The sequence below is a fragment of the Nitrospira sp. genome, assembly GCA_024998565.1.
In the GTDB taxonomy this organism is placed as follows: Bacteria; Nitrospirota; Nitrospiria; order Nitrospirales; family Nitrospiraceae; genus Nitrospira_A.
Genome location: JACOEM010000001.1, coordinates 72,140 through 85,258, shown reverse-complemented (window position 1 = coordinate 85,258; position 13,119 = coordinate 72,140). Strand labels below are relative to the sequence as shown.

14 protein-coding genes are annotated in these 13,119 nt (G+C 59.8%); 8 read left to right on the top strand and 6 right to left on the bottom strand.

The genetic code is table 11. The features are described 5' to 3' along the window. Positions 1–32: 32 nt before the first annotated feature. Positions 33–395, bottom strand: a complete 363-nt coding sequence (locus H8K11_00405) for a PilZ domain-containing protein (protein MCS6262193.1) — start codon at positions 393–395, stop codon at positions 33–35. Positions 396–1,425: 1,030 nt separating this feature from the next. Here H8K11_00405 and H8K11_00400 point away from each other — a divergent pair. Further along, the gene (locus H8K11_00400) at positions 1,426–1,746 is read left to right on the top strand and encodes a PilZ domain-containing protein (GenBank protein ID MCS6262192.1); all 321 of its coding nucleotides are present in this window, start codon (positions 1,426–1,428) and stop codon (positions 1,744–1,746) included. A gap of 33 nt (positions 1,747–1,779) precedes the next feature. Here the strand turns inward: H8K11_00400 and H8K11_00395 are convergent, their stop codons facing one another. Further along, positions 1,780–2,709, bottom strand: coding sequence for a cell envelope integrity protein TolA (locus tag H8K11_00395; GenBank protein ID MCS6262191.1), 930 nt, complete (start codon positions 2,707–2,709; stop codon positions 1,780–1,782). 167 nt (positions 2,710–2,876) lie between these two features. Here H8K11_00395 and H8K11_00390 point away from each other — a divergent pair, with 167 nt between their 5' ends. Together H8K11_00390 and msrA are read left to right on the top strand one after the other, a co-directional pair. Continuing rightward, complete coding sequence (locus tag H8K11_00390; protein MCS6262190.1) at positions 2,877–4,406, top strand: glucose-6-phosphate dehydrogenase; 1,530 nt, start codon at positions 2,877–2,879, stop codon at positions 4,404–4,406. A gap of 32 nt (positions 4,407–4,438) precedes the next feature. Further along, entirely contained in the window at positions 4,439–4,984 is a 546-nt protein-coding gene (gene msrA / locus H8K11_00385; GenBank protein MCS6262189.1) for a peptide-methionine (S)-S-oxide reductase MsrA, read from the top strand. 24 nt (positions 4,985–5,008) lie between these two features. Here msrA and H8K11_00380 read toward each other — a convergent pair whose 3' ends face one another. Further along, positions 5,009–5,446, bottom strand: coding sequence for a hypothetical protein (locus tag H8K11_00380; GenBank protein MCS6262188.1), 438 nt, complete (start codon positions 5,444–5,446; stop codon positions 5,009–5,011). 775 nt (positions 5,447–6,221) lie between these two features. Then, complete coding sequence (gene ttcA, locus H8K11_00375; protein MCS6262187.1) at positions 6,222–7,085, bottom strand: tRNA 2-thiocytidine(32) synthetase TtcA; 864 nt, start codon at positions 7,083–7,085, stop codon at positions 6,222–6,224. Positions 7,086–7,175: 90 nt separating this feature from the next. Between ttcA and H8K11_00370 the strand changes: the two genes are divergently transcribed. The 3 genes from H8K11_00370 (at position 7,176) to H8K11_00360 (ending at position 9,907) form a co-directional block, all read left to right on the top strand. After that, complete coding sequence (locus H8K11_00370) at positions 7,176–7,643, top strand: low molecular weight phosphatase family protein (protein ID MCS6262186.1); 468 nt, start codon at positions 7,176–7,178, stop codon at positions 7,641–7,643. Positions 7,644–7,826: 183 nt separating this feature from the next. Beyond that, positions 7,827–8,888, top strand: coding sequence for a putative zinc-binding metallopeptidase (locus H8K11_00365; protein MCS6262185.1), 1,062 nt, complete (start codon positions 7,827–7,829; stop codon positions 8,886–8,888). Next, complete coding sequence (locus H8K11_00360) at positions 8,885–9,907, top strand: ATP-grasp domain-containing protein (GenBank protein ID MCS6262184.1); 1,023 nt, start codon at positions 8,885–8,887, stop codon at positions 9,905–9,907. Before H8K11_00365 ends, H8K11_00360 begins: the two co-directional genes overlap by 4 nt. 356 nt (positions 9,908–10,263) lie before the next feature. Here the strand turns inward: H8K11_00360 and H8K11_00355 are convergent, their stop codons facing one another. Beyond that, a complete protein-coding gene (locus tag H8K11_00355; GenBank protein ID MCS6262183.1) occupies positions 10,264–10,806 on the bottom strand; it encodes an outer membrane beta-barrel protein in 543 nt (180 codons plus the stop codon). A 155-nt stretch (positions 10,807–10,961) separates the two neighbouring features. Here H8K11_00355 and H8K11_00350 point away from each other — a divergent pair, with 155 nt between their 5' ends. Next, positions 10,962–11,456, top strand: a complete 495-nt coding sequence (locus H8K11_00350; protein ID MCS6262182.1) for a hypothetical protein — start codon at positions 10,962–10,964, stop codon at positions 11,454–11,456. Between the two features lie 28 nt (positions 11,457–11,484). On the opposite strand, the gene H8K11_00345 is transcribed toward H8K11_00350, so the two are convergent. Further along, positions 11,485–12,090, bottom strand: a complete 606-nt coding sequence (locus tag H8K11_00345; protein ID MCS6262181.1) for a 2,3-bisphosphoglycerate-dependent phosphoglycerate mutase — start codon at positions 12,088–12,090, stop codon at positions 11,485–11,487. A 182-nt stretch (positions 12,091–12,272) separates the two neighbouring features. Here H8K11_00345 and H8K11_00340 point away from each other — a divergent pair, with 182 nt between their 5' ends. Then, positions 12,273–13,106 carry a hypothetical protein gene (locus H8K11_00340; protein ID MCS6262180.1) on the top strand — a complete coding sequence of 278 codons (834 nt, stop codon included), beginning with the start codon at positions 12,273–12,275 and terminating at the stop codon, positions 13,104–13,106. Positions 13,107–13,119 lie beyond the last annotated feature (13 nt).

The following is a 13,119-nucleotide window of genomic DNA, read 5'->3' as shown; positions in this document are numbered from 1 at the left end:
CGCTCTTCGCTGAGTTGCCCGATGTCTTCTGATTAGGCAGCGGTCAGTTCGTGCCCGTTCGTGCTGGCTTCCATGGTCGACTCTTCGAGCACCTGGCCGATCAGGCGTTGCAGGCGGCTCTGCTCATCCCGACGCACCCGGATAAATTCAATTCCGGCTTTTTTCTCGGTGGCCCAGCGCACTTTTGCGAGGCCCACCGTGAGCGGTCGCGCCTGATCCGGCGCCATCACATGGAGTTCGAGGTAGTCGCCCGGTTGGACGGGCAGCGTGGTTTCAACCGCGCAGCCGGGTCCGGAGAGGTTGATGAGGGTTCCCTGGCCGATCATCGAGTCGCCCGACAGGCGAACAGGGTAGGTCACTGCGACCCGAGTGGATGAACGAAGATCCATGTCCATAAAGGCCTCCTTGCCTTGGCCCTCGTTCCTGAGGGCGTATGGACCTTTTCGGCAGGGTTTTTCCTGAACTTTAGCGGGACTGCTCCAAACTGAGCCAAATACCCTGTGGAGTCGGGGAAACTCTTAACCCGGACTATTCATGAATCCCTGCTCCGGCGTCCGATCCTGTCGCCCGGCGAGGCGGTTCTCGTTCGGCCTCCTCGACGGACTGCCAGTACGCCTGCGTCGGCCTTACGTGCGAGCAGCCTCGGCGGGCTTCCGTCTCGAACGCCTCGCGACGGCATTCACGAATAGTCCGGGTTAGGATGTCCGGTCGTGGGGAGGGGGTGGCAGGTCAGGACTGTCGGAGAAATGGCGCCGGCCTGTCAGCCACAGCGACAGGGGGATGCTCACAGGGAACGGGATGAGGACAAGGGCGATGACAGCCAGAATGCTACCGGCGGGTCTGTAAGGGGGCGCAATCGGGGTGACGAAGCGCTTGGTCTATCGTCCCGGCCTCTGAGGCCTTGCGCGGTGATGGAAAGCGGTCTCACTGCTCTTCGGGGCTTGTAGGGCGGTTCCTGTTCGGCATGCTGCGGAGGTCTGTCATCCACTGCCCGATCAAAGCTGCGAAGGCTACGACGGTAATCACAATCTCCGATAGGTGCTCCATGAGACGTCTCCCTCTGAGGGGTCAGTTCGGGTCGAGCGAGCTTTGGTACTGTTGTACTGAGCAACCCTCATGCCAGCCGAAGCAGGAACCGGCTTTCAGGGAGCGGGCGGCATGCCGGACTGGATCTCTCGATGGTTCAAGGGTGCCTGGTTGCTTCAGCCATGGGCGGGGTGATTCAGGCTGTCACAAGAGATACGGCCTTGTATCCTAAGCGATACGCCGACCGACTGATCGTCCAGGCCTCGAACGGCAACAGGGCCGGTGCGCAGGCTCGTGATACCCCGGACAGCACGGTTGATTTCGGGAGCGGAACAGCGTATCCATTTCCGGACATTTTTATGGATCGAGTCCAGATCCCTGATCTTTTGAAAGGCACATGTGGAGCGTCGCGATAGTCCCCGCTATGAAATCGAAGTGCCGCTCACGTTTTCGGGTAATGCCATTGCCGGAAGCGGGTTGGTCACAAGTCTGTCCAACGAAGGTTGCCATGTCGTGAGCGAGGAGTCGCTCCCTGCACGGGCCTGTCTCTCCCTCCACGTCGAGTTTCCGGCTCCGTATGAGCCCATGACGGTCGAGGTCGCCGAAGTGCGCTGGACGAATGCCACAGGCTTTGGACTGGTGTTTGTGCACGTGCACGACGAGGAGCAGATGAGGCTCCAGCGCTTTATCGACTGGCTGAAGCGGACGCACAATAATTAGCGCGTCCGGGGTCCGCTGAGACCCGGTGCCGTTCTAACGGGGAAGGCCGGGAATCTCGACATGCACGTCGACGTGGGTGTCGTTGGTTCCGGAGGGAAACGGAGGAAAGGGATGGGCGTTGACGACGGCCAGCACCGCCGCCTGATCGAGTTCCAGATCCCCTGAACTACGTTCGACCTCGATCAACTGAGCCTCGCCGTTGGCATACAGCCGGAACCCGATGCCCGGTATCCGCCCGACATCTCTGCTTCGCTGGGCCGTCGCTCCATCCGTCATTCGTTTGCGGATCAGCTCCTGTAGCATTTTCCAATAGCCGTCCTGCCGTGGCAGTCCTCCGTTCCCGACTAATTCCTCCTCTTCAACTCGCCCGTCCAGCAACGCCAGGTCGGCTGGTTGGTTTCGGGGAGGCCCTGAACCATTGGCCATGTGGTTGGCGAGATCGGCCCGGGTTGGCCGGTGATCGGCGTATCCCGGAATCGCAAGGGTGACGACGACGGTGCGACGCACAAGGGCTTCCACGTGTAACCCCTGCCGGCGGCCGATGACCACCTGAAGGGCGGTCGCTTTCGGGGGAGTGCCCATGGTGCCTGACAATCGACCGAGGTCGACGGTGGCGGAATAGTGATGCCGGGAATGATCGATTTCCAACGGGACTACATAGGGTGCCGAGGACGGAGTTTCAAAGACGGCGACGAGTGGTTCTCCGCGACTGACCGGTGGTTCCGGGACCTGAATGGAAACCGTCAGCCCCCGGTTGACGGGCAGGGAGCCGAACAGACTCTCGGCCGGCACGTCGATGTGCACGTCCCGGGGAGTGAGCTGAGGCGTCGTGCCGCTCACGAATCCGGCGTCAGCCATCATGGCGAGCATGCCGCAGAGTGCGGCGAAGGTCCACCACTGTCTCAATCCGCGAAGCGGGACTTGGATAGCAGGAGCAGATAACAGCGGAGATGGCAGCGGCATGTTGGAGGTGCCTGTCCGGTTGTCGGGTGTGTCGTCCCTTCCATGAGTATCACGGGGCAGGCCGGGCGCCTACTCAAATGGCAGAACCGTCATGAGCCCGCTGAGGAGGTTGCGGTTGTAGCAGGGATCAGGCAGGATGCCCCCATGCTGATTGAACGGCCAGAGCGATGAGCGCGGAACCTCTGATGGACCTCCCCCAGCTGCGCACTCCTTGCGTCATGGTCATCTTCGGGATCGATGGTGACCTGGCGAAGCGGAAACTGATTCCGGCGATCTACAATCTCATGGCCGGCCATTTTTTGCCGGAGGGGTTCGCCATCGTAGGGTTGGACCGTCCCGAGATGACGACGGCGGAGTTTCGCGAGAAGTTGGATCGGGTGATGGGCGACTATCTGCCGGCGACCGTGGATCGATCGGTCTGGCAGGCGTTATCGGAGCGCGTGCATTACCTGGCCGGGGATTTCCAGGAGGGCGCCACGTATCGACGGCTGAACGAGTTGTTACAGCAGGTCGATGCGTCCGCGGGTACCCAGGGCAACTATATTTTTTACATGGCCACCATCCCCGGTCTGTTCGGGCAAATCGTGACGCATCTGGGCGAGTATGGCCTGACGGTCGAACGTGAGGGCACGTGGCGTCGCGTCGTCATCGAAAAACCGTTCGGACATGACCTGGAATCGGCGCGGACGCTGAACCATGAGCTCCAACGAGTCTTGCAGGAACGGCAGATCTACCGGATCGATCACTATCTCGGGAAAGAGACGGTGCAGAATATTCTGGTCTTCCGGTTTGCCAACGGCATCTTCGAGCCGGTCTGGAATCGCCAGTACATCGACCATGTGCAAATCACCGTTGCGGAAAGTCTCGGAGTGGAGCATCGGGGCCGCTATTATGAACAGGCCGGCGCGTTGCGGGATATGGTGCCGAATCACCTGCTGCAACTGCTCTGCTTTCTGGCGATGGAACCGCCCAACTCCTTTGCCGCCGATGCCGTACGCGACGAAAAGGCCAAGGTGTTGCGCGGGGTCGTCCCGTTAAGTTCGCTGGACGTGCTGCGGTTTGTTTCGTTCGGGCAGTATGGCCCGGGCACGTCCGACGGGAAGGCGATAATGGGGTATCGGTCGGAACCGCATGTGGGGTCTGAGTCGATGACCGAGACCTATGTGGCGATGAAGCTCTTCATCGATAACTGGCGCTGGGCCGGGGTCCCGTTTTATCTCCGGACCGGGAAGCGGATGACCAGGCGGTTGACGGAGATTGTGGTGCAGTTTAAGCGAGCGCCGTTCATGTTGTTTAGAAAAACTCAGGTGGATCGATTGGTTCCGAACGTGCTCGTGATCCGAATCCAGCCTGATGAAGGCATTTCCCTGCGTTTCGATGCCAAGGTGCCGGGACCGACGGTCCGGATCGGCACGGTGGACATGGACTTTCAGTATGCCGATTATTTCGGCAACGCTCCCCAGACCGGTTATGAGACCCTCTTGCACGATGCCATGGCCGGGGATGCGACGCTGTTCCAACGTGCGGACAATATCGAACTGGGTTGGGCTGTCGTGCAAACGATTCTCGACGTGTGGAAGTCCCTTCCCGGACCGGCGGCGTTCCCGAATTATCCGAGTGGAACCTGGGGGCCACCGGAGGCAGAGGCGTTGTTGAAGCGTGAAGGGCGGGAGTGGTGGAATGGAGGGCAGGCCTAGCCTGCCGGTGCGAGTCAACGACGAGGTGGAATATGGGGCAGGAAACGACGGACATCGCCACATTGGCAGGGGGCTGTTTCTGGTGTCTTGAAGCCGTATACGACCAGGTGAAAGGGGTGCAGTCGGTCGAGTCGGGATATATCGGCGGGCAGGTGGATGCCCCCACATATGAGCAGGTGTGTAGCGGGCGCACGGGGCATGCGGAGGCTGTGCGGATCACGTTCGATCCGCGGTTGGTGACGTATCGTGATCTCTTGAACGTATTTTTCGTGATTCATGATCCGACGACGCTCAATCGGCAGGGCAACGACATCGGCACGCAGTATCGATCCGGCATCTTTTATCATTCCCCGGAGCAGCAGCAGATTGCTCAGGAGGTGATTGCTGCCGTCACGCGGGAGCGTGTCTATCCCAATCCGATTGTGACCGAAGTCGTGCCGGCGACCCGGTGGTATGAGGCCGAAGCCTATCACCAGGAATATTTTGCACGAAATCCGTTTGAGGGGTACTGTGCCTACGTCGTCGGCCCCAAAGTGGCCAAGTTTCGTCAGCGCTATGCGTCGTTGCTCAAGGCGTAACGCCGGGCAAGTATGGTTCTGTCGCTACGAAGGTTTGAACAGGCGCAGCAGTCCGTCCCGTATGTCCTGAAGGATGCTGGGTTGTTGCGTGATGTGGTGTCGTTTGACGAGTAGCTCCGCTTGCGGCGGGCAAAACGGCCACTCGATCGTGTTTTTGCCTTGGACCTGGGCGATGATCACCTCGCCCGACTCATCTTCTGAGGGAGAATGGGTCACAATGAGCGGGTCTTTCGGATCGAGCATGCAGGTCGCCTCGTAGCCTGCCTGCCGGTAGCGGTCGGGTTCAAAGAGCGATACCTTGTGGGCTCCGCTGGAGAAGACGGTATCACCCTCACGAATCGGCCCTTCCGGCGCAAGGGAATACAACAACATCGGGGTGAGGATGATTACGCCGGCTGCGGCCGCGATCGACCACAGCGGGGGTTCGGCTCCGGGCCGGCGGGATGGTGTGGACCGCTTCATGTCGCCGGCCGGCCTCCTTCGATGGGACTTGCGTCCCCGTAGCAAACTGATTCACACTCACGTCCCCGCGCACCTCGGTCATCTTACCCGATGCGACGGAGAAAGGCGCGCCGCAACAGTCCATGGTCTATTGTCCAATGTGTTCAGGTGAGGCCAAGCGAGTGACCCGTCATGGTTGGCGGGATTTTTTCATGCATCTCATCGGGTTCTACCCATTTCGCTGCACCATTTGCGTCTACCGGTTTCGTCTCCGCCGTCGAACCTAGCCGGGCTGAGTCCGGCACTTTGCCTTGTCTGGCACCACTGCGCACTGATCGAGCAACCGGGATCGTGTCACATTGAGACGAATGCCGTAGCCGAGTAACGACGGGCGCGTCGTGCAAACTAGACTTGCATGGCCCTAGGATGTTTCAGTAGGATATTTCCTTCCAAATACGGGCCATTGGAAACAGTGGACCGGATCTTCACCAAGTGAGAGTGTACGATGTCGTATTGCGGCAAATGTTCAGGGTATACGAAACGTTCCCGCCGCCAGGGCCTGTTGGATTTTTTCTTCTTCCTGATCGGCTACTATCCCTATCGGTGCTTGCGCTGCGGCCGGCGCACCCATCTCCGCCAGCGTGTCTGACTTCCGGTACTGTTCCCGCGATCCCTTCCAGTGATGTTTCGCATCCTGCGGGGTATTCTTCTGCTATGCCACTCGATGTGGATCATCTGAGTGTTCGCCTGCCAAACGGGTTTTTCCACAGCCTGCTCTAGGCAGCAGCGCGTCGGGCTAGAGTAAATCGTCTTCAGAATCACTCGCGGCTGGATCTGTCGGGCAGGCCTCTGCCTTGAGGGATGAGAAGTCGAACAGGCTTCGATCCAGCAGCAGCGACGGTGCGATGTTTCCCAGAGCGGCGAACATGCTGTCGTTGGAACCGGGAAACCGTTGATCCCAGTCCTGCAGGAGAGCCTTGACCTGTTTCCGCTTGAGGTCTTCCTGTGAGCCGCAGAGGTCGCAGGGGATAATCGGAAACCGGAGCAATGCGGCGTACCGCGCCAGATCGGCTTCCTTCACATAGGCCAGGGGGCGGATGACCACATGTCGGCCGCTCTTGGAGCGCAGTTTGGGCGGCATGGCCTTCATCTTGCCGGTGAACAACAGATTCAGCAGCAGCGTTTCCAGAATGTCATCGCGGTGATGGCCGAGGGCGATCTTGGTGGCGCCCAGTTCTGTGGCCAGTCGGTAGAGGTGGCCCCGCCGGAGGCGCGAGCAGAGTGAACAGGTGGTCTGACCTTCGGGGATCAGGCGTTTGACGACGGAGTAGGTATCGCGCGTTTCAATGTGGAAGGGCACGCCGCGCCTGGTCAGGTACTCCGGAAGGACATGCGCGGGGAACCCCGGTTGCTTCTGATCCAGGTTGACGGCAATGATGTCGAAATGAATCGGCGCGCGGCTGCGGATCGACAACAGGATCTCCAGGAGCCCGTAACTGTCTTTCCCGCCGGAAAGACACACCATGACCTTGTCGCCGTCCTCGATCATGCGGTAGTCGGCAATGGCTTGTCCCACCAGGCGGCAGAGGCGGGTTTGCATGCGTTCGATCTCGTCGGAGGGTCTGGTCGGCTGCACGGGGTTTGCGGATGGTGGCATCATTGTAGGCTGCATGGTCGGGCATTGTAGCGCAACCGGGGCCGTGATTGGGATAGCCGTTACCGGAGGCATTCAGGCTGACAGGTTGAGGCGATGACGTCGATTCTGTTCGTGTGCTCGGGCAATATTTTCAGAAGCCTCGTGGCCGAATATGCGTTGAAGGCTTATCTCGGCTCACGGGCCGGGTACTTGATCGGCTCTGCCGGCATCGAGGCGTCACCGCAGGAGATCCATCCCGTGGTCCTGGCCGGCCTTCTTGAGAAGGGGGTCGATCCGTCCCGTCACCGTCAGCGGAAACTGACGCGCGACTTGATCGAGGAGACCGCCGTCGTCATTGCCATGGGCGGGAACCATCAGGCATGGATTCGCGGGGAATTCGGGCGCGAGGTCCCTCTCTTCAATCACGTCTGTTATGGAATCGACCAGCCGATTCTGGACGTACATGAGATCATCCCAGACTGGCGGGATCAGCCGGATCAATCGCGGGATTATCTGCAGTTCGTTATCAACCACATCTGGGCCGGAGTGCCCCAGCTGCTCGATCATCTGTCCGCCCTGTAATCCGTAACCGGCATTCTCTCCAGTCCAAGAATGAGGTGGCTGGTTCGACCGGCTGACCATCCGCGGGTTTTCCCTGAGTGGCGTATCGTTAGTCGAGTGGGACCACCCTGCATAATTTCCATGAGCTGCTATAGTTGAAACAGAACAAAACGGCGCCGATCGGGGCTTTTTGGTGATTGGACGATGGGGCGGACAAAGAATCATAGAGGACAAGGCATCGGTGCGACCGAGCCTGCCCCGGTTTGGGGGGAGTGGAGCGACGAACAGCTGCTCGATCTACGCATGTGCGATCTGGACCTGCGCCTCGAAGGCACGTTCTATCAAGAGCCCATCGCGCAGCTCTCTCGCGAGCTGGAGGCGCGCAGCCTTACCTTCCGGCCACACTTCTGGATCTCCGACGAATGGTTCACGCCGGACGGTGTGCCCGGCATTGCCGTGCCGTTTTATCTTGCGCATCCCCGGCTGGCAAAACTGGAAGCGACTCAGATGTTGGAAGTGGAAGGCGGCACCAGAGACTGGTGCATGCGGATCCTCCGGCACGAGGCTGGTCACGCCATTGAAAACGCCTACCTGCTCCGTCGTCGTCGCCGTCGACAGAAACTCTTCGGACGTTCGTCCCAGCCCTACCCCGAATACTACACGCCGCGTCCCTATAGCCGGAGTTTCGTGCGCCATCTGGATGTCTGGTATGCCCAGAGTCATCCGGATGAAGACTTCGCGGAAACCTTTGCCGTGTGGCTCGATCCGCATTCGCTCTGGAAGGAACGGTATCGAGGCTGGCCGGTCATGAAGAAGCTGGATTTCATGGATCGGCTCATGGGCGAGTTGGCGGGGACGACACCGGTCGTCACTGGACGGCAACTGCTGGATCCGCTCCCGCGCATCTATAAGACCCTCCGGGATCACTACGAGGAGAAGCGGAAGCACTACGGGATCGGCCGCACGCCGTCGTACGATACGGATTTGAAGAAGCTGTTTTCCGACGGGCCGGCCCATGCGAAAAATCCCAGCGCCGCCGAATTTCTTCGTCGCACGAGGAAAGAAATCCGTCGCCGGGTCGCCGAATGGACCGGCGAATATCAGTACACCATCGATCAGGTGTTGGAAGGCATGATCGAACGATGTCAGGCGTCGAAATTACATCTGACCCAGCATAAAGAGCAGGCCAAGCTGGATTTTGCGATTCTCCTGACGGTGCAGACCATGAACTATCTGCACAGCGGCCGGCACAAGGTGGCACTATGAGACGATTGCGCGTGCTTGTGTTGATGCACAAGGATCTTGTGCCCCCCGACCAACTGAACGGGCAGGATCTTGAAGGAGCGGCCTGGAAGACCGAGTACGATGTCGTGTCGACCCTTCGGAAACTCGGCCATGAGGTGCAGCCGCTCGGGGTCAAGAGCGATCTGGAAGTGATTCGTGCGGCCGTCGAGGATTGGAAACCCCATATCGCGTTTAATTTGCTGGAGGAGTTCGACGGGCGGGCGGTCTATGACCAGAACGTGGTGTCCTACCTCGAGTTGATGCGCATCCCCTATACCGGCTGCAATCCACGCGGCCTCATGCTGGCGCGCGACAAGGCGCTGGCGAAGCAGGTGATGTCCTACCATCGTATTCCATACCCGGAGTTCATGGTCGTGCCCTTGCATCGCATGGTGCGGCGACCCAAATACCTGCCCTTCCCGTTGATTGTGAAGTCGATCAGCGAAGAGGCTTCATTGGGAATTTCGCAGGCCTCGATCGTCGATGACGATGAGAAGCTGCGGGAACGGGTGGCCTTCATCCATGACAATGTCGGCACCGGAGCCCTGGTCGAGCGGTACATCGAAGGACGCGAGCTCTACGTCGGGGTGATGGGCAATGCGCACCTGCAAGTGTTCCCGGTCTGGGAGCTGGTGATGGATAAGATGCCGGACGAGGCCCGCCGCATCGCGACGGAGCGGGTGAAGTGGAGCCGCAAATACCAGGATAAGTACGGCATCTGCTCGTGCGAAGCGAGGAATCTTCCGGACGGAGTCGTTGATCATATCCAGCACCTGGCCAAGCGCGTCTATCGTGCATTGGGGCTGAGTGGTTACGCCCGCATCGATATGCGAATGGACAAAGACGGTCACGTCTACGTGCTCGAAGCGAATCCCAATCCTCAGATCGCCAGCGGCGAAGATTTTGCCGACTCGGCTGGAAAAGCCGACCTCGCCTACAAAGACCTGCTGCAGGAATTGTTGCATGTCGGCCTGCGATGGCGACCCGCCCAAGCCGCCTAGCGGATGTTGAAACGGGCTTACGGCTGCGTTCTCGCTTCGCTCAGACCCTCAACGTACTGCGCTCAAGTACGACTCGGGCCTTCACATGCTGCGGCCTTGCCGCAAGACCCGTTTGAACATCCGCGGGATTGCTGAAACGGTTCCCCAGCTTCGTTCTCGTCTCGCTCCTGGGCTCAACGTACCGCAAGGGTACGCCTCGCCTCCTCGCTTCGCTGCGGCCTCGCTGGACACCCGTTTGAGCGGCTGTGGAGTCCGAAACTGAAGTGCTGGATGTGCTTCTGGCGCCGTTCTCGCGGTACTCAAATTTTCGACACGCTCAGTGCAGTTCGCCGGAGCTGTCGTTCACTGTGGCCTCGTTACGGCCCCCAGCGGATACCGAAGAGGAGTGCCACGCTGGTGTTGTCGTTCAGTACGGGTGGTGAGAGGGTGATGTGGTGCAGGTTTACCATGAGGGTGGTCGAGAAGGCGATTTTGGGACCGACCTGATATTCCAGCGACATGCCCAGGGGAATGAAATGACTCGTGTCGTTGCGATCGACTTTGGTCGGGCCGCTGCCTCGATTGAGGTCAGCGTGGAGAATGCCTAGTCCGGCGAACGGCACCAGATTGAATCCGCTATTCAGGCGAAGATGATACTTCGCGACTCCCGCGATGCCGATCTGTGTCAGGTCCCCGACCGGGGTGAAGAGCGCCATCCCGCCGAACGAAAAATTCTGGTCCATGTAGTAATCGAGTCCGAAGCCGAGTGCGAAGGTGGTGTCGTTGGTGGTGCCGCTCCAGAGGCCAAGATCGGTGCTGAAGCCCCAGCGTGGCTCCTGCACCTCTGCGGCTGTGGCCGGTGCAGCCCAGAGAATGCCTAGGAAGGCGAGGCCAATGAACAGTGCTCGAGCGGGTCGCATAGGTGTCATGGTTCTGCGTCTCACGGTGATGAGGCTCTATGTAGCATAGGCCTTTCCGGCGGACAAGCAATCGACGCCGCGTGGCAGTTCACCGTCCAGGGTTGTCAATGCGCGCGGGGCTCCAGTATGCTGAGACCCCTTTCGGGAGGATGAGTATGCCAAAAGGAGCCATGACGCCGGCCGAAGTTGCCGACGCCTTGTACAAACTGATTCCACGCCGGCTTTCCGTTGAGCTGTTGAGCGAATATGGCATCGAGGGCCAGGAAGAACATGAGGAGACGATGACGCGAGAGCTCCTCTCTTTCACGCTCTACTGGGTTCATGCGGCCGTCAATGCCCACATTCCACGGAAGTACCGCGAGGTCCTGTTTCAGCGGGTGCTGGAATTGATTCAGGCGGATTGGGCTGCGACGTTTAAGCTTGAGTCGGTGAAGTGGGAGGACTACCTGGTCGAAATGGAAGAACGGCGCGCACTCTATGCGCCGGTGGGGGATTACGAAGGCGGCGCCATCGCCGCCTCCGAGGAAATCTCAGATCTGCTCGAAAATCAGGGCCTGATTCAGCCGGAGGATCGGCCGAAGTTGCTCGTGCTCCTACCTGATCTGGTGCCTCTGGATAAGTACCAGGAGTTGCTGAGCCAGTGCGTGTAGGCTGCCGGCCGCGCCCTCCTGTTTCCTGTTAGAGATACCGGTGTGACAGCACCTTCCCGTTGTTGTCGAGCTCATAGAGCAGCGGGGCTCCGGTTGGAATGTTGAGCTCCAGGACCTGCTCCCGGGTCAGCTGCTCGAGCTGCATCACCAGCGCGCGCAGGCTGTTTCCATGGGCGGCGATGAGGATCGTTTCTCCTTTGAGCACGTAGGGCTTGATGCGGCTGTCGTAATAGGGCAGCACCCGCTCCGCTGTGTCTTTCAAGCTTTCTCCGCCCGGTGGCCGTACATCGTAACTCCGCCGCCAGATTTTCACCTGTTCATCTCCGAACTTCTTGGCGGTCTCGGCCTTATTCAGCCCCTGAAGCTCTCCGTACATGCGCTCGTTCAGCGCCTTGTCTTTTTCAATGGGAATGCCGGCCTGTCCGATCCCTTCGAGGACGAGGCGCAACGTTTCGTTGGCGCGGGCCAGCACGGACGAAAAGGCGCGATCGAATGTGAACCCCGCCAGTTTTTTTCCTGCCGCCTTCGCCTCTTCGATGCCTTTCGGGGAGAGGGGGACATCCACCCAGCCGGTGAAACGGTTTTCCAGATTCCACTGCGACTCGCCATGACGAATGAGAACCAGTTTGCTCATCGTGCCTCGTCTCCTTGTCCGAAAGGATGGAACGGTTTCCTGACAGGTTATGCGATTTCCCCTTCGCCCTGTCAAGCGGGATGAGCCCATTTATGCCTGCCGTGGCTTCGTGGTGGTGAGTTGCAATCACATCAGGCAGTCAGTACCATGCCGCCGGTTTCTCCTCACGTCGGAGCGCATCGATGACGGAACGTTCCCCCTCAGACTGGACCCCATTGCAGGAGTGGTGGCGCGCCATGGGACGGCGCCTGCAGGTCGAAGACAGGGTCGAAGCCTTTTTTCGGAGGGCGCTCGGGGTCAGTCAGGCGCTGGCTGGTGTGGCGCAGGCCGGTGGCGAGGTTGAATACGTGCTCTTTGTGCTGGTGCGCTACTGGATTCCCGTTGTGTTGCCGCCGCCCGGGCGGGAACGGGCCTCCAAGGGCGATCCGGATTACTGGCTCGAGTCCGAGCAGATTCTCAAAGCCGCCGCCGTTCGGTTGCGTGAGCTCAAGCCGTTGATTGAATTGCTGACGGCGGCCAATCCGTTGAGTACCGGAGACCCTGACCACAGCCCGGCCCGCTCGCCGGTCGTCGAGGTGGAGCTCGCCAACATGCTGCAGGGGATTGCCGAGTCGGCGGGGAGCTACGGAGGTCCGGATTACACGTCGGTCATCAAAACCTTCGACCCGGTTCCACTGCGACAAACGCAGCCTTTCAAACATAACAAGAAGAACAGCGCCGAGCTCTGGGTGGTCTTCCTGCTCCGCGAACATTTCCGGAGCGTCGGTCTTGGCAAGGATCGCTACTGGCCGCTTGTGGCCGGGCTCTGCGCGGCAGCCGGCATCACCAATCCCAACGGGCAGCCCTACGGCCCGGACGAGCTCAAGTCCTGGTGGCAAAAGAATTGGCCGCGCACCTACACGCAACTGGAGCAGACCCAGGCCGCGCCTGATCTCAGCGGGGCCGCCTACCAGCAGGACTTTGACTGGTTCGTGTCCTGGATCGAGTGGCAGCGGCAGCGAATCTCTGACGGGTAAGGAATGTGCGGAT